Raw genomic sequence first — 16,412 nt, forward strand, 5'->3', positions numbered from 1 at the left:
GTCGAGGCGGGGGAGGTCATGGGGCGCCATTTTAATACGCAACAGGCCGCCAGTCGCTGGCAGATCTGCAATGGATGGCAATTTAGCCGCCCGCATTGACAGGCGATGTAGAGCGGGCACGGTTGAGGTAGTGCAAGTATTTTCTGATAATGCTATTCTGCCGGCACGCTTGGAACTGCCGGGCGCGCCCCGATTCTTCATCTGGATGGAGCCGTCCCATGAATTGCAGAAGCATGGCAGTGACAGTCGCTTTGGTGTGTGCCGCCGGCATCGCTGGAGCACAGGTCTTGCCGCCGCAGGCGCAATTGCCCGTCTGGGCAACGCAGCAACTCGATAGTCTGGCCAAGCGCGAGGCCATCGAAGTCAATGCGCGCATGAACCCGTTTGTCCTGCGCGGCGATTTTGATGGCGACGGCAAGGGCGACCTGGCTGTCTTGATCAAGAACAAGGACAGCAAGAAAGTCAAGAACAAGGACAGCAAGAAAGAGGGCATCGTCTTCCTGTTCCGGCAAAAGACGGCGCCCCTCATCGTGGGGGCGGGTCACGCATTGTCCAACGGCGGCGACGATTTCGCCTGGATGGAAGTGTGGCAGGTGGAAGACAAGGGTTCGCTGCAGCACAGCTACCATGAAAAATCGCTCAGGCTGAAAACGGACGGGATCGTGGTGGCGAAAGAGGGCTCTGCCAGTGCCTTGATCTATATCAAAGGTGGCAAGGCGGTTTGGCAACAGCAGGGCGATTGATGGATTGCCTGCGCATGTCCGCTGGCTGGCAAGCAGTCCACGGGAATGGGCAATAGCCTGAATCGGCATGAATTGAGATTATGACAGCACTGGCAGTGAATTTCGTTGCATCCTATACCCCCCCTCATCCGAAGCGAAAATTGCCTTTGCCTGGAATGGCAGGCACGGGGCCGATTTCGACGATGCCAACATGGCGTTTCGCACCGCCATAGGCGATTATTTCGAAGAAAATACGCAGGCATGCTCCTTGCCGCTGATTGCCGCCCTGTACCGCGCGGAGACGCAGTGGGCGAAGGAAGCCTGGTGCGTGAGGAGCGTGGTGGCTGAATTGGCGCAGGAGCTGCTGCAGCGCGGTGGCGTCGCTTATCTCGACGTGTACCTTGCCGGCGCATGTTGCGGCATGGATGCCTGTATGGAATCGGGAAACATTTCGCTAAGCAAGACGCGTTGCGAAGAGTTGCTGGCCTATTGCAAGGCCTCGGCATTCAACGCCGAGGCCGGTCTCCGGGAACGATGGACCATGCTGGCACAGCGCTTTGCCTGCCTGCTTGCCGGTGCGGCTTGATGACGCAAATGAGGGAACAAATGAGAGAAGCAGTTAAAGGGCAATACGGGAAAAAACTCGTCGGATGCACGATGCTGGCGCTCGCCTTGGGTGCCAGTTGCGGCGTTCGCGCTGCAGAGCCTGAAACCGCTGAAAAATGGGCGATGCAGCTGTTTCTCGGCGTTTGCGTGCCTTCCAATGGGGATGTGCCGCAGATCGAAACGGCAGTCAGGCGTATCAAACTGGTCGAGATGGCGTCAAACGATGCGCAGGCCTTCCTGAATAATAAGTCTGGCAAGGTCTGGTCTACGAGGGAAACAGGCGGCCGCTTCACAGTCCTTGCCACGCAGCCGCAAACCTGCACGGTTGTTGTGAAACAAATTGATCCAGCCAACCTGAAGCGCGAGTTTGAGCGGTGGCTTCCTCCGGCGAGCACTGGCTACAGCGTGAGGCAGGGACCCGAGGACAGGCAGGGAGGTGTGGCAACCTCGTCCTACGCCATCTTGCTCGAAGGCCGGTTAAGGTACAGCTGGGTGCTGCGCCTAGCCCCGGGCCAGGCGGGCGCGACGGGAACGCTTTCCGTGCGTGCCGCCGTGCCTTGACTAGTTAATATGGAGTAATGTTGAATGAGTGTATTCAGTATCGGCGACACCAATTTCGAAGTGGATGCCGCGAAATCCCGCATCAGCGTGTCGGCACATGCCGATGGTATGCGGGAAATCAATATCAGGATCGAGGCCGACGACGAGGTCTTCATGCGGCTCACGGAAGACGACGATGCGCCCTGGTCGTGGGCGCTGTATCCGCCGGCATTCCTGTTGCAGGGCTTGCTCGTTGCGGGAACGGAGGCGGCGCCCGTGCAGATGCTTGCCATTGACGCCAGCAATACGGATTGCGAATCCGCGCTCTACATGATGGAATACCGCGACGTGGCCGATCTGTGCCTGGTGGAATTGTCGGCGCAGCGGCTGTCCGTGACAGGCAAGGTGGAGTTCGATGGCGAAAGCCTGCCTTTTGCCATCGATATGCGGCGCGTGGCCTAGTTCCTGTCTTGAGTTCCGTTGTTGGGGCAGCCATTGCTGGCCGCCCCATGGTCATTACTCCAGCCCCAACGCCTTCGCCACATCCCCCCACGCCACATACTTGAAGTTCTGCGGTCCATCGGGCAGGCGCTTGTAGCCGTCCTGGATCACCAGCATGCCTTGTGCATAGGCGCCGCCCAGGTTGGCGGAGGTGACGTCGAGACCATCCGTTTCCGAGGTGCCGTCTATGCCGGCGGACAAGTTGAAGCCCACCTTGAAGCGGCCGCGCACCTTGTATGGCGCTTGCGCGTCGAGCACGACGTAGCTGCTGTCGCCCTGGCTGGAAACGATCAGGTAGCCCGTGTCCGGCTTGGCGCCGGGCCGGCGGTAGATGGCCATGCCTTCCACGTCCGCCGCCAGGTTTGCGCCCACGGGCAAGATCATGGACAGCGCGTCCGGCTTGGCGGCGTCGGCCGAGGTGGTCCAGATGCCGCGCGTTTCCTCGCCCAGGAAGAGGCGGGCGTTGGCGTCGTCGGCCACGCAGCCTTCCGGCTGGGTGGCGACCTTGAAGCTGCGCAACAGAGTGGCGCTGAACTTGTTGTCTTCCAGGCCGATGCTGTACTGCTGGAAGGTGCCGTCCTTGTCGTTGATGAACGCCTGCACGCCGCCGGCCGCTGGCTGGTACAAGCACATGCCGTAGATGCTTTTCAGGCCGGTAGCAAAACGGCCCGCTTCCGCCACCTCGCCGCTGGCATTGATGGTAAATAGCATCATGCTGTTGTCGTCGCGCTGCGTGGCCACGGCCAGGTCGACCTTGCGGCCGCCCAACTGGATGTTCTGGCGCACGTCGACGTTGTTCAGCCGGCCCACTTCCAGCAGCTGCGTCTGTTTACCGTGCAGGTCGTAGACCAGTAAGCCCTGCTTTTTGTTGGTGCCGAGGATGCGCGCATCGGCCCGGTTGCTGGACAGCCAGATGGCCGGGTCGTCGGCCGCGTCGCCCTGGCGCGCCATCGGTTCCGTCTGCGCCTGCGGGGCGATGATGGCCACCGCAGGCTGCGTTTCCGGCTTGCCAGCCCATTTCAAAGGCCGCGCCTGCCAACCGTTCTTGCCGCGCAGCAGCAAGGAGTCCTTGTCCAGCGCCAGCTGGCTGTCGCCCTTGCGCACGTTTAAGGCGACTGCTTGCGGCTGCTGGGCTGTCCACTGCCCGCCTTGATGGGCGTACAGGTGCAGCTTGTCCGCCTTGCCGTCGAGCACGGCCACGCCGCCCGGCAGCACGGCCAGGGCGCCGGCGCCGCCGTCGAGTTGGCCGTACGGCTTGCGCAGCGCGACCACTTCACGCTTGCCCATGCCTTCGGACTCGGCCTCATACGCCCACACGCCCATGTCGGCTTCACTGACCAGCAGGCGCTGGGCGCCATCGTCGGCGCGGCAATGTTTCGCGTGCGGGGGCAGGGCCAGTTTGCGTACCAGGCTGCGCTGCTCGCCCTGCATCACCCACTGTTCCGCCTGTCCATCCTTGCCGATCAAGAACAGATGAGCTAGCTGCTGGGCGTCGCGGTACAAACACGATGCTTCCACGGAAAACGTGGGCACGGGAAACGGCGCCAATTTGACCAGCTTGCCGGCCTGCACGTTCACGGAGACGGGCAGCGGGCGCTGCGTGTCCGCTTCGAGGAACACGGCCAGCACTTGATTTCCGTCAAGGCGCGTGTCGAGCTGCTTGGCGCGCACGGCGATACGGTCCTGCTCCTGGCCGGCCGCATTGAACAGACGCAAGCCGTGCTTGTCCAAAGCCAGCCAGCCGCCGCCGGGCAGGCGGGCCAGTTCTTCCGCCTCCTGCGTGAAGGCAGGCAAGGCGTTGGCGGGGGCGGCCTGCGCGCTGGCGCCCAGGCAGAAGGCAGCCAGCAAAGCGCTGCAGAGTACGGGTTTTTTCATGTTATTGAGAATCATCATCAGAAGGCGCTGGCTTTCAGGCTCACTTTAAAAGTGCGGCCGTATTGTTCGTTTTGCACGTTATATTGCTTCGTGCCCTGGTAGACATAGTATTTCTCGTTGTTCAGGTTGGCTGCCTCGAACGTCACCTGGAACTGCTTGTTGATCTGGTACGACAGCGAGAAATCGAGCTGTTTCTGGCTGTCCACGATACGGTCCTGGCTTGGGTCGAGGATATCGTTGCCCATTTCCAGCAGGTAGGGCGACTTGTAGTTGAGGGCCAGGCGGGCGCTGACCGGGCCTGTTTCATAGCCCAGCATCAAGTTCATCACCTGGTTTGACTGGCCCGGCAGGCGGATGTCGCGGTTCATCTGCTGCTTGCTGGCCTTGTCGTAGCGGCCGATCTGCGCGCTCGACGTGCTCAGGGTGCCGTTGACGCCGACGAGCAGCTTGTTGAATGGCGCAGGCAGCATGCGCAGCGGCTGCATGTAGGCCAGTTCGATGCCTTTCACTTTGGCCGCGTCGCCGTTCGCATAGGATGTCGCCGTCGTGTAGCCCGTCCATTGTCCCGTGCCGGCCAGGTTCGTCGTGTACGTAAAATTCTTGATGTCCTTGTAGAAGCCATACGCCGACATCACGCCGTCGTTGCCCAGCACGCGCTCGATGCCCAGGTCCAGGTTGTTGGCTTTCAAGGGTTTCAAGTCCGGATTGCCGATCACGGCTTCCGTATTGCTGGCCAGGCTGATGCCCGGTGCCAGCTGGCTGAAGTTGGCGCGCACGACGGCTTGCGTCCACGCGGCCCGCACGCTGGTTTTTTGATCCACGTCATAACGGGCTTGCAGGTTCGGCAGCCAGTTGGTGTATGAACGTTCGCGCGTCAAGGGCGTGGCCAAGCCGGCGCTGTCCACTTGCGAACCGGCCGCTTCAAAGCTCGTGCGTTCGGCGCGCACGCCGCCCAGGATGTGCCAGGCGTCGAAGTCATAGCTGTTTTGCACATACATGGCGTTGATGTCTTCATGCATGCGGTAATCGTTGATGATCGATTCCGTGGCCAGGCGCGCCTTGTCGCGGTCCAGTCCGGCGACCCTGGCGCGTATCAGGGCCGGGTCCAGCGCCACGCCGATGTTGCCCAGGTCGTAGTCGAGATTGTGGCCCTGCACGAAGGCGCTCATCGAGGTGGCACCGGCGCCCCAGTAATTGCCGCTGGAAGCCTTGCTGCTGTTGTACGCCCATTGATCCGTGTCATTGGTTTTTTCGCGGCGGCTGACTTTGGCGCCGAATTTCAGGGTGGCGATGTCGAACTTGCGCGCCAGGTCGATGCGTGCATGGTGTTCATTGTCCTTCGAATAGCGCTTTTGCAGGGTGATGGCATTGAGCGCATAGCTGGCCGGATCGTACAGCGAAGCGGGGCCGCTCAATTTCGGCTCTTGCGTATCCGTGAAACTGATGCCGGCGAAATTGCTGGTGCCGCGGAAACGGCCGTCGTTCAAGGACTCGGGCGTGTCTTCCGTGGCGCGGCTCAGGCCGCCTTTCACGTCCAGGGTCCAGTCGCCCGATTTCTGCTGCGTGCCCAGCACGAGCGAGCGCACCTGCTGCGTGTATTTGCGCTGGCGGATGCGGCGCTCGGCGCGCGCGCTGGCCGTCTGGCCTTCGGCCAGGCTGCCGCCCGTGATATTGCTGATGGTCAAACGGTCACGCACTTCATCGTCGGAAAATTCGCTCACAAAAGAGCGCAAGAACCAGCTGTTGCCCGCTTCGGGACGGTAATCGAGGTTGACGGCCAGGGCGCCGCGCTTGCGCACGGGCAGGTAGTCGCGCAGTTCCAGGCCCGACAATTTTCCCTTGCTCCAGGCGCCGCCCGTTTCCACGTCATCGGAGCCGAACGAGCGCTTTTCCGCGCTCAGGCCGGCGGCCACGCCCAGTTTGCCATCCAGGAAGCGCTGGGCCCACAGGGCGCCGCCGCTGGGGCTGGTCTTGCCCGTCTTTTCATCGTGGCTGGCGGCCACGTTGGCCGACAGCAGCTTGCCCGGCAAGTCGAAGGCGGACAGCGATTTCACCTCGACCGTGGCGCCCAGCGAGTTGGCGTCCATTTCCGGCAGCAAGGTTTTCGACACTTCCAGCGTGCGGATCAGGCCGGCAGGCAGGATGTCGAGCGCCACGGCGCGGCGGCCCGCTTCCGGCGACGGCACCAGCGCGCCGTTGATGGTGACGGCGTTCAGGTCAGGCCCCAGGCCGCGCACCGTGATGTAGCGGCCTTCGCCCTGGTCGCGCTGCACGGACACGCCCGGCAAGCGGGCCAGCGCCTCGGCCGCGTTTTTATCGGGCAAGCCGCCGATATCGTCGCTGCTGATGACGCTGATGATGTTGTCGGCTTTCTCTTGCGCGGCGATGGCGTTGCGCAGGCTGGCGCGCTGGCCGCTGACGACCACGGTGGCGGCCGGCTGGCCATCCGCATCTTGCGCTTGCGCATGGCTTTGACCGCTGAAGACGGCCATGAGGGCCAGGGACAGGGCCGTCAGGCGCAGCGGGGAGGGGAACGATGTGTGCATGGTTTTCATGAAGGGCTCGGTTGGGGGAAGGAACCGGGCGGATTCTAGGCAGCAAATATGACGGTTGCGTGACAGGGGCCGGCTTGCCACTCTGAAAACAACGGCTGGTGAACGCTTTGCGGCCGGAATGCGGCCGCCATGAGCTGAAATGACCCGCCGGCGCAGGGCGCATGGGCAATGGCTTGCCGGATTTGCCTGCGCCGCGTTGCGCATGTTGAGCCGTTTGCACCTGCCGCACGGGCGTGGGGCATGTCATCGTGCCGTCATGGGCGGGCGCTATCGTGGCGACAGCACCACTTTTAAAGGTTCCCCACATGCTGCCGTTGCACCGTAACAGTCTGATTGCCGCCGCGCTGGCATTGCCCCTGTTCTTTTTCCTGTATGCCACACTTGGGCACCTTAAACCGTTTGCCATCTGGAAGTGGATGGATATCGTCTGCGAAGGCGGCACGGCCGTCATGGCGGGCATCTGGTTTTTGTTTACCCTCAGCAGCCGTCCACGGGGGCTGGTGACGAGCCTGATCGCCGGCGGCCTGTGCGCCATCATGCTGGGCTCCTGGGCCGATTGCCTCGATGAATTCTTTGCCATCGATAAGAGCGCCGTGTGGGATAACTGGCTGGAAGCCCTGATTCCATTCGGCATGCTGGTGCTGACGATCGGCATGTATTACTGGCGCCAGGAACAGTTTCGCCTGAACGAACACCTGCAAAAGCGCGAACGCCTGTTCCGCGACCACCGTGCCTTCGACCGCATCACGCAGCTGGCCGACGCCAGCTATTTGCGCACGCAGATGCGCCTGGAGCAGGAACGCCGCCCCGGCCTCGATTGCGCGCTGGTCTTGCTCGACATCGACAGTTTTCACCTGATTAACCGCGAATACGGCCACCGCGAAGGCGACCGCGTGCTGCAAGCCGTGGGCCACATGCTGCTGCTGAACTTGCGCAATGACGATTTGCTGTGCCGCTATGCGGGCGACCGCTTTGCCGTGCTGATGCCGGGCGTGTCGCGCGAGGATGCGGCCGTGCGGGCGCGCCACCTGTGCGCCATGGTGGGGCAGATGCGCCACCATGCCAACGACAACCGCGAAATCCGCTTGAGCCTGCGGCATGCCTGCTCGCTCACCGAAGGCGTGCCGGAAGTGGTGCTGGCCGAGCTGAGCCGGGCTGTGGAAACGCCGCAGCCCCGTTCGGCCAGCGCCGCGCCTGCCTGATGCCGCTGAACCAGCAGGGCGACCCCAGCATCGCGGCCCATCACCAGCCGGCGCTGGTGCTCGACTATGCACGCAGCCGCGACCTGGCCACGGCGCCCTTGCTCAAGGGCACGGGCCTGGACGGCGGCGCGCTGCCATCCGCGGAAAGCCAGGTCAGCGCCGCGCAATACCTGCAATTGCTGGCCAACGTGGCGCGCGGCCTCGACAGTGCCGACACCAGCTTCATGCTGGGCCAGCAAATGCTGCCCGGTCATTACGGCGCGGCCAGCCATGCCTTGCTGCAGGCGCAGAATCTGCGCCAGGCCTTGAGCATCCTGTGCGATTTTCATACCTTGCTGTGCCCGCTGCTGCAACCGCGCTTGCGCGCAGCGGGCGAGCTGCACGTGCTGTACTGGGTCGATGCGTTCGGCGCGCCGAGCCAGCTGCCGTTTCTGGTGGAAATGCACATGACGGCGCTGGCGGCCATGTGCCGCTGGCTGGCCGGAGAGGCGCTGCCGTGGCGCTTCTGCTTCAACCGCGCGCGGCCCCGTCACGTGGAGCAGCATGAAGTGCACCTGGGCCAGGCGCTGCGTTTCGATTGCCAGGTGGACGCCATGCTCATCGATTCCAGCTGGCTCGACAAGCCCTGGCCGCGCGGCAATGCGACGGCCGCCGCGCTGGCCTTGCGCGCGGCGGCGCAGGCGCCCGTGCCTGCCGCCAGCCTGCTCGGTGCGCTGTACGACTATCTGCTGGCCAATATCCGCTGCGCGCCGACCCTGGAGCGCACGGCGCAGGAGTTCGGCGTCAGTCCCGCCACCCTGAAACGCCATCTGGCGCGCCATGGCACGCATTTCCAGGCCGAGCTGGACCAGGTGCGCGCGCACAAGGCGATCTACCTGTTCCAGGCGCATGGCTACGACAACGACGCCGTGGCCGCCTACCTCGGCTTTCATGATGCCACCAACTTCCGCCGCTCGTTCAAGCGCTGGACGGGGCAAACGCCGCAGCTGCTGCGCCACGCGCTGGCATTGTTCGTGGCGGGATGAGCGCCGGCGTTGCGCGCCAGCGCCATGGTGGGTCGTTCCTGAGGGAACAATTGCCCGTTCTGCCACATCCATAGTACACTCGTTCAGAGAGCGGACAGACGCGCTTTGAGGCGATCCGGCCAGGCGTCCCACGACGCCGCAACGCCGCCATCTTGATGGCGGAGCCGGCGGCAGACGACCGGTGTGCCGTGCCTTAACCCAGCCTGGAAACTGGCGTCACCAGTGTGGTGCGCCGGGAACCGGGCAACTTGATAATGCTCAATCGTGTATTCACAATCGCAGATCGATCCAGTCGTCAGTTTCCGCAACACCCAGGGTGAGGCGGTGCGCGGCACGATTTTCAACTTGCAGCGCAATTCGCTGGTCATGGAAATCTACAATCCATACTCGATTGTGCAGGTCAGCGAGGTGCTCAATGACGTGACCGTGCGCATGGGGGCAAAGAACGCCTACGTGGGCAAGGCCGTCGTCATCAGCAGCGTCAACACGGGCCTGACCGCCATCGTCTCCGTCACCCTGATCGACGAGTGGCGCGAGCTGAGCGACGTGGTCGTCGTCAAGGGTGCCGTATTGAAAGAATCGAGCGCCTTTGTCGCCGGCTGGGGCGAGCGCTTCCGCATCCGCCGCGATTACCAGATCGTCGTCAACGAAATGCGCGCCTTCCTGTCGGAAGTGGCGCGCTGGGTCGAGCAGGTCGACTTGTCGGACTCCTTGCCGAAGGAAAATGGCCGGCTGCGCCCCGACATCTTCGACGAGCTGGCCTTGCCGCTGATGGAGCAAACCCAGCTGTACTTGCGCCAGCTCGAGGTGGAAGCGTCGCTGGTCGAGGAAGAGCGGGCGCCCGCGCACCGCGCCTTCGCCCAGGCGGCCTTGCACCCGCTGATCCTGCGCGCCCCCTTCGTCTTCCGCACGTTTACCAAGCCGCTCGGCTATGCGGGCGATTACCAGATGGTCAACCAGCTGCTGGACGATCCGCGCCAGGGGCCGAGCACGTATTTTCAGATCGTCAATGCGGCCTTCCTGCAGGCGGCCGTGGCGACGGCGCACCGCAACCGCATCGATATCCTGACGGAATTCCTGTCGCAGAAGGCGGCCGCGGCGCGCGCCGCCGGGCGCGTGTACAAAGTGCTCAACGTGGGCTGCGGGCCCGCCATCGAGGTGCAGCGTTTCCTGGAAACGTGCCCCGATGCGCAATGGCTGGCCTTCGAGCTGGTCGACTTCAGCAGCGAGACGCTGGACTGGACGCGCGCGCGCCTGACCACCATCATGCAGCGCACGGGAAGAGTGGTCGAGATCGATTATGTGCACGACTCCGTGCACAACCTGCTCAAGCGCCGCCACGGTTCGGGCGCCACGGGCTTGCCCGGCAGTTTCGACGCCGTGTATTGCGCCGGCCTGTTCGATTATCTGTCCGACAAGGTGTGCGCGCGCCTGCTGATGCACTTCGCTTCGCGCGTGGGCCCCGGCGGGCGGCTGCTGGTGACGAATGTGCACGCCGATAATCCGGGCAAGTTCGGCATGGAGCATTTGCTGGAATGGCATTTGATCTATCGCAATGAAGCGGGCTTGTCGGCCTTGCTGCCCGAACATGCGACGGACCCGAAAATCTATGTCGACGCCACGGGCGTGAATGTGTTTGCGGAAGTGAGCATTCCTTGATGATGGATACCCCAGGCCTGCACGCCGGCTACACGGCCGTTTTGCGCGACTTCCGCCTGGAATTCAGCCGCGGCGGGGCCTACACGGGCATCGTGCTGATCCTGCTGGGCATGGGCCTCGATTCGGCCCTGTATCCCGATAAACAGTCGGCATTTACCAGCGCCCGCATCCTCGTGTCCGTGCTGATCTTTTGCGTTGTGCTGGCCATGCGCACGCGCTGGGCGCAAGACCGCATCCAGGGGCTGACGTTTGTGTGGCTGATCCTGCCGCAAATCATGATCGCCTGGATGATCGCCGTGACGGAAGGCGCCACCTCGATCTATTACGTGGGCATGACCCTGGCTATCTATTCGTCGGGCATCGTGCTGGCCTTCGGCCTGTGGCAAAATATGGTCTTTGGCGCCATTTCCTGCCTGCTGTACGTGGCCGCCTGCGCCTGGCATGCGGGCGGCTTCGACTTGCCGGGCACGTTTGTCGTCAATTGCCTGTTCCTCATCATGTCCGCCAGCATCAGCGCCGTGTTTACCTATTTCAATGAGCGCGCCCGCTTCATGCTGTTCCAGCTGAAGGCGGAAGTGGCGCAAAAGAACACCCAGCTGGAAGAAACGAATAAAAGCCTGGCCGATATCAAGGGGCAGATGCTGCAACAGGAGAAAATGGCTGCCATCGGCACCCTGGCCGCCGGCATGCTGCACGAGGTAAATAATCCCGTGAATTTCTGCATGATGGCCATCGAGGTAGCCATCGAAGACCCGGCCGCCAAGCAAAGCGCGCTGGTCAGTGAATGCCTGGCCGACGCCAAGCAGGGCATGCTGCGCGTGCAGCACATCGTGTCCGATTTAAAAACCTTTGCCTACCGCAAGAGCGGCAACCAGCTGGAAACGGGCCACTTCCAGTTCCGCAGCGCGCTCGACGCGGCCATCCGCCTCGTCGGCCACGAAACGAAGAACGTCAGCATCAGCCACGACTTGCCGGTCGACACCCTGGTGCGCGGCGACGAGGCGGCCATCGTGGGCGTACTGATCAATTTGCTGGGCAATGCCGTGCTCTCCATGCGCAAGGGCAATGCGCCGCCGTACGAGATCCGCATCACGGCCCACTGGGACGACAACCGCCTGCGCATCAGCGTGCGCGACAACGGCCCCGGCATCGCCCCGGAAAACCTGGCGCGCGTGTTCGAACCGTTCTTCACCACGCGCGAAGTGGGGCAGGGCCTGGGTCTGGGCCTGAGCATCAGCTATGGCGTGATCGAGCGCCACGGCGGCACCCTCTCCGCCGAAAGCGAGCTGGGCGCATGGGCCAGCATGAATTTCGACTTGCAGCGCTCCGACTGGGAGGGCCGTTAATGGACAGCGATAGCCGCGCCAGCGTGCTGTACGTGGACGATGAAGCGCTCGCCTGCAAGTATTTCGAGCGCGCCGTCGGCCAGCGCTACCGCGTGCTGACGGCGCAAAGCGTCGATGCGGCGCTGGCCTTGCTGAAAGATGAGGCCGCCAACATCGACGTGCTCGTCACCGATTACCGCATGCCGGACCGCCTGGGCAGCGAGTTGCTGCAGGAAGTGGCGCAGCGCTATCCGCACATCGTCTGCATGCTCGTCACCGCGTATGCGGACAAGGACGTGCTGCTGGAACTGATCAACGGCGGCACCTTGTTCCGCCTGCTGGAAAAGCCGCTCGACCTGGCCGCCATGCAAACGGCGCTGCAGCTGGCCGTGCAGACGGGGCGCGAGCGCGCCGCGCGCCGCCAGGGCCTGGTGGCGATGGAGGAATCGCTGGCTTTCCTCGCGCATGAATTGAACACGCCGCTGGCGGCCATCGCCAATTTCGCGCGCGGCATCGAACGGCGCGCGCAGGCGGATGCCGCCCCGCAGGCCGAGATCGGCGAAGCGGCCGCCTTGATGCACGACAATGCGCGCTATTGTTTGTCGGTGCTGGCCAGCTTTGTCGACACGGTGCGCCTGGCCAGCGCCGGGCCCGGCATGCAGGGCGGACGCCGCGCCGGCAGCGCGCGCCAGCTGCTGGCCGCCTTGCTCGACAGCTATCCCCTGAGCACGGCCCAGCGCGCCGCCATCACGGTCGAGCAGGGCGAGGATTTTGCCATTGCCGAGTCGCCCAATTGCGTGGCGCTGATACTGTCGTCCGTGCTGGGCAATGCCTTGCGCTCGGCCGGCGAGCAAGCCCATCCGGCTATCGGCATCCGCATCGATGCGGGCCGCATCACGGTGCGCGACAACGGCGCCGGCATCGCCCCCGAGATTGTCCAACAGCTGTTGATCGACCCCGTGAGTGCCAGCGGCAGCGAGGGCAAGGGCTGGGGCATGGTGTTTTGCCACCGCATGATGCAGTCGTTCGGCGGCAACCTCGATATCGCCACCGAGTTTGGCAGTGCCACCACGGTCACCCTGAATTTTCCAGTACATATAAGGAACGAGCATGATTGACGCCAATCTGCGTTTGCCGGCTCAGCTTGAGCCGGCACAAGGCTTGCCGACGATACTCTATGTCGATGACGAGGCCAACGCCCTCAAATATTTTCAGCGCGCTATCGCGCCGCTGGCCAACGTGCTGACGGCCACCTCCGTCGAGGAAGGCAAGCGCATCCTTGACGAGCAGGCTGACCGCATCGCCGTGCTGGTGTCGGACCAGCGCATGCCTGGCGCCTACGGCAACGAGCTGCTGTCGTATTGCTGGGACCGCCATCCGCACATCGTGCGCATACTGACCACCGCGTATTCCGAACTTGAGCACACGGTGGAAGCCGTCAACCAGGGGCAGATCCACCGCTACATCCAGAAGCCGTGGGATATCGCGGCCCTGCGCATGGAACTCAAGCAGGCGCTGGAACTGGCGCGCTTGCGCAATGAACACGCGCAATTACTGCGCGAAAAGCTGATGGTGCGCCAGCGGCAAGCCGTCGCCAACCGCATCGGCACCCTGTACGCGCTGTGCGCCAGCCTGGCCGGTCCGGAACAGCAGCTGCCCGTGGAAGCGTATCTGTCGGCGGCCCTGACGGCCGGCGTCACGCCGCCCGAGCCGGACTGGCTGCTGATGGATTATGCCGACCTGGTCAGTTCGGAAGCCTTCCGCGGCACCGCCTTTGCCGCCGCCGTGCGCCAGCAGCTCGACACGCTCGAGCGCGAGCATCCGGGGCGCGGCGTGGAGCAGGCGATCGACATGCTGCTGCCCGTGTTTGGCGCGGCGCTGCAAAACCAGGGCGGCACGGCGCTGTTCCTCGATGGACGCCTGCTGACGGAATTCCTGGAAACACCGACCACCACGCCCGTCTCGTCCATCCACGCTTTCTGGCTGGCCAGCTTGCTGTGGCTGGCGCGGCGCGGCTGGTCATTGCAGCTCAGCAAGACGGAACTGGGCTTGCAGGGCAAGGTAGTGCAGGCTGAACCGGCGCTCACGCCCGACCACCTGGCGGCCTGGATCGAGCAGTTCTAAGCTGGCGTCGCCTATTTGGTTTCTGGTTCCCATACGTAAGCGACGGTGGCCCATTGCTGCACTGGCTGGCCGTTCTGTTGCGCTGGCGTGAAACGGCAAATGCTGAGGGCCGCGCGCGCCGCTTCGTCCAGTTGGGGGTGGCCGCTACTACGTTCCAGCTGCGATTCCAGCACCGCACCATCGGTGTCGATCAGCAAGGCCAGAAAAGTCGTGCCTTGCGCCACCTCTGGCAGCGTAGCCGGTGGGTATTTCGCCTTGCTGCAGTTGCGCATATCTACCACGGCCGCTTTGACAAGACCCAAGGCGTCAGCGGTAACGGGCGGGGCCGTGGCGGGCGCAGCATGGGTATGGGTGGTGCCGGCGCAGGCCGCGAGCACGAGAGGTGCCAGTAGGCGGCCGCTTAGGGTGAGAGGTTTCAAGGGGACTCCTACAATGAAATTGCAAAAAAACAGGGCCGCGCGGGCCCTGTTTCCATTTGCTGCCGGCAGGCTTAGCGCTCCGACGCCGCCTTCAGGTTGTTCAAGCCCTTTTCAAAATCCTTGCCGATCATCCTGTCCATGCTGACGAACACCGTCATGACCTTGCTGACGTAAGGGCTGGGGCCCGTCATGGTCCAGTTCACCTTGGTGCCGTCGCCCTCGGGTGTCATGGTAAACGTGGTGGTGTTGTGGCTTTCGAACGGTTTCAGGAAGTCCAGCTTGATGACGGTGCGCTCGGGCTGGGCCGCTTCCGTGATTTCCATGCGGCCGGCGCCCACCTTGTCGTTGCCTTGCCACGCATATTGCGCGCCCAGGCCATTGGCCGGTCCCGTAAACGTGCGGCGCATGGCGGGATCGAGCTTTTCCCACGGGGACCAGGCGGCCCAGTAATGGAAGTCCGTGATCAGGGCGGCGATTTTATCGGGCGGGGCCTTGATGGTGATTTCGCGCTGGACACTGAAAGTGTCGGGCTTGGTGGTGGCATAGCCGAGGATGGCGGCGACGACGACAACGATCAGCAGCAGGGTTTTTTTGATCATATGCTCTCCAAATCTTGAATGGTCGATGCGAACGAATCAAGGCAATCTTAGCAGATATGAATGGCCGTGCGCTGCTAGTTGGCCTTTATTTGCGCCAGCGCGCCGCCGGGCCGCCTGCACGCCAGGGTTGTACCGGTTTGTGGCGGGAGCCGGCGTCCGCTAGAATGCTGGCCTGCAAAGATTTCAGAGGGAAATATGATTCATCGATCGATCGCCAGGCTGACCCTGGCGTGCGGCGTGCTGGCGTCCGCCTTTGCCGCGAACCTGGCGCATGCCGATGCCTGTCCTGCCCATTACGTCGATGGCCGCAAGCCGGAAATCACCAACCCCAAGCTGGACGTGGCAACCAAAGAGCTGTGCTACAACGTGTTTGGCGTGATGCATTCGGGGATTACGCGCACGCCGCTGTGGTCGGCCGAGCACTTGACGGCGAACAACCTGGAAGCGGCGCAGGACTTGTCGCGCGAAAACTCCTTCCATGCCGAACGCAAGCTGCCCGCCGCCCAGCGCGCGGAGCTGGCCGATTATGCGCGCAGCGGCTTCGACCGTGGCCACATGGCGCCGAACGGCGACATGCCGGACCGCCAGAGCCAGCGCGACAGTTTTACCCTGGCCAATATGGTGCCGCAAGACTCACGCAACAACCGCTATGTGTGGGCCGGCATCGAGGGCGCCGTGCGCAAGATGGCGAAGAAGGAGGGCGACCTGTACGTGATCACGGGACCGGCCTTTATTGGCGGCAACTTGCGCAAGGTGGGAAGAGTCATCGTGCCCAGCCACCTGTACAAGGCCGTGTACAGCCCGCGCCAGCGCGCCGGCGCCGCCTACTTCATCGAAAACGTCGATACCAAGGCGTATGAAGTGCTGAGCATCGCGCAACTGGAAGACAGGATAGGCATCGATCTGTTACCGTCGCTGACGCGGCAGCAGAAACTGCGCATGCTGAGTTTGCCCAAGATCAATAGCAAGTCCAAGAAATAACAAGACCGTCGAAAAGGAAATCCCATGTGCGCAAAGAAATTCGTCCCGTACGCCAATGAAAGCGATGTGCTGGAGATCGGCAGCCTGAGCATCGAAAACCGGATCGACCGCATCAGCATCAGCGGCGACATCGACCTGACCCTGGACAAGCCGGGCCTGGCCCTGGCCAAGCAGCTGCAAAAACTGCTGGGCGACGTGGTGGCCCAGCTGGAAAAGCAGGAATTGCCCGACCAGCTGCCGCCGCCCGAGGTGACGTCGGTGGCCAATCCCTTCGAGTGA

The 16,412-nt window shown here is 63.1% G+C and carries 16 protein-coding genes; 12 read left to right on the forward strand and 4 right to left on the reverse strand.

Going from position 1 to position 16,412, the window contains the following annotated elements:
• The first annotated feature begins 233 nt into the window (after positions 1-233).
• From AC07X6_RS26390 to AC07X6_RS26405, 4 genes are all read left to right on the forward strand, one after another.
• Complete coding sequence (locus AC07X6_RS26390) at positions 234-743, forward strand: hypothetical protein (RefSeq protein ID WP_494792916.1); 510 nt, start codon at positions 234-236, stop codon at positions 741-743.
• 190 nt (positions 744-933) lie between these two features.
• Positions 934-1,308 carry a hypothetical protein gene (locus AC07X6_RS26395; protein ID WP_494792917.1) on the forward strand — a complete coding sequence of 125 codons (375 nt, stop codon included), beginning with the start codon at positions 934-936 and terminating at the stop codon, positions 1,306-1,308.
• A gap of 20 nt (positions 1,309-1,328) precedes the next feature.
• Positions 1,329-1,889, forward strand: coding sequence for an NMCC_0638 family (lipo)protein (locus AC07X6_RS26400; RefSeq protein ID WP_494792918.1), 561 nt, complete (start codon positions 1,329-1,331; stop codon positions 1,887-1,889).
• A 24-nt stretch (positions 1,890-1,913) separates the two neighbouring features.
• Positions 1,914-2,330 carry a hypothetical protein gene (locus tag AC07X6_RS26405; RefSeq protein WP_494792919.1) on the forward strand — a complete coding sequence of 139 codons (417 nt, stop codon included), beginning with the start codon at positions 1,914-1,916 and terminating at the stop codon, positions 2,328-2,330.
• A gap of 54 nt (positions 2,331-2,384) precedes the next feature.
• Here AC07X6_RS26405 and AC07X6_RS26410 read toward each other — a convergent pair whose 3' ends face one another.
• Both AC07X6_RS26410 and AC07X6_RS26415 read right to left on the reverse strand, forming a co-directional pair.
• Positions 2,385-4,244, reverse strand: a complete 1,860-nt coding sequence (locus tag AC07X6_RS26410; protein WP_494792920.1) for a phytase — start codon at positions 4,242-4,244, stop codon at positions 2,385-2,387.
• Positions 4,245-4,261: 17 nt separating this feature from the next.
• Entirely contained in the window at positions 4,262-6,790 is a 2,529-nt protein-coding gene (locus tag AC07X6_RS26415) for a TonB-dependent receptor (protein WP_494792921.1), read from the reverse strand.
• Positions 6,791-7,104: 314 nt separating this feature from the next.
• On the opposite strand from AC07X6_RS26415, the gene AC07X6_RS26420 reads away from it, so the two are divergent.
• The 6 genes from AC07X6_RS26420 to AC07X6_RS26445 all read left to right on the forward strand — a co-directional run bounded on the left by AC07X6_RS26420 (position 7,105) and on the right by AC07X6_RS26445 (position 14,134).
• Positions 7,105-8,001 (forward strand): GGDEF domain-containing protein, encoded by an 897-nt coding sequence (locus AC07X6_RS26420; RefSeq protein ID WP_494792922.1) that lies wholly within the window; start codon positions 7,105-7,107, stop codon positions 7,999-8,001.
• On the forward strand, positions 8,001-9,026 hold the full coding sequence (locus AC07X6_RS26425; RefSeq protein WP_494792923.1) for an AraC family transcriptional regulator: 1,026 nt from the start codon (positions 8,001-8,003) through the stop codon (positions 9,024-9,026). Before AC07X6_RS26420 ends, AC07X6_RS26425 begins: the two co-directional genes overlap by 1 nt.
• A 264-nt stretch (positions 9,027-9,290) precedes the next feature.
• On the forward strand, positions 9,291-10,685 hold the full coding sequence (locus AC07X6_RS26430) for a class I SAM-dependent methyltransferase (RefSeq protein ID WP_070292275.1): 1,395 nt from the start codon (positions 9,291-9,293) through the stop codon (positions 10,683-10,685).
• A 2-nt stretch (positions 10,686-10,687) separates the two neighbouring features.
• The gene (locus AC07X6_RS26435; RefSeq protein ID WP_230538344.1) at positions 10,688-12,031 is read left to right on the forward strand and encodes a sensor histidine kinase; all 1,344 of its coding nucleotides are present in this window, start codon (positions 10,688-10,690) and stop codon (positions 12,029-12,031) included.
• Positions 12,031-13,128 (forward strand): hybrid sensor histidine kinase/response regulator, encoded by a 1,098-nt coding sequence (locus AC07X6_RS26440; RefSeq protein ID WP_230537549.1) that lies wholly within the window; start codon positions 12,031-12,033, stop codon positions 13,126-13,128. Before AC07X6_RS26435 ends, AC07X6_RS26440 begins: the two co-directional genes overlap by 1 nt.
• On the forward strand, positions 13,121-14,134 hold the full coding sequence (locus AC07X6_RS26445) for a response regulator (RefSeq protein WP_230537550.1): 1,014 nt from the start codon (positions 13,121-13,123) through the stop codon (positions 14,132-14,134). The genes AC07X6_RS26440 and AC07X6_RS26445 overlap by 8 nt, the downstream gene beginning before the upstream one ends.
• An 11-nt stretch (positions 14,135-14,145) precedes the next feature.
• Here AC07X6_RS26445 and AC07X6_RS26450 read toward each other — a convergent pair whose 3' ends face one another.
• Positions 14,146-14,553: an energy transducer TonB gene (locus AC07X6_RS26450; protein WP_230537551.1), complete on the reverse strand. Its 408-nt coding sequence runs from the start codon at positions 14,551-14,553 to the stop codon at positions 14,146-14,148.
• A gap of 71 nt (positions 14,554-14,624) precedes the next feature.
• Positions 14,625-15,152: an SRPBCC family protein gene (locus tag AC07X6_RS26455; protein WP_230537552.1), complete on the reverse strand. Its 528-nt coding sequence runs from the start codon at positions 15,150-15,152 to the stop codon at positions 14,625-14,627.
• Positions 15,153-15,347: 195 nt separating this feature from the next.
• On the opposite strand from AC07X6_RS26455, the gene AC07X6_RS26460 reads away from it, so the two are divergent.
• Together AC07X6_RS26460 and AC07X6_RS26465 are read left to right on the forward strand one after the other, a co-directional pair.
• On the forward strand, positions 15,348-16,133 hold the full coding sequence (locus AC07X6_RS26460) for a DNA/RNA non-specific endonuclease (RefSeq protein ID WP_230537553.1): 786 nt from the start codon (positions 15,348-15,350) through the stop codon (positions 16,131-16,133).
• A gap of 24 nt (positions 16,134-16,157) precedes the next feature.
• Positions 16,158-16,412, forward strand: a complete 255-nt coding sequence (locus AC07X6_RS26465) for a nucleotidyltransferase family protein (RefSeq protein ID WP_251348577.1) — start codon at positions 16,158-16,160, stop codon at positions 16,410-16,412.

Source organism: Janthinobacterium sp. GW460-12-1-14-LB5, from assembly GCF_059423585.1.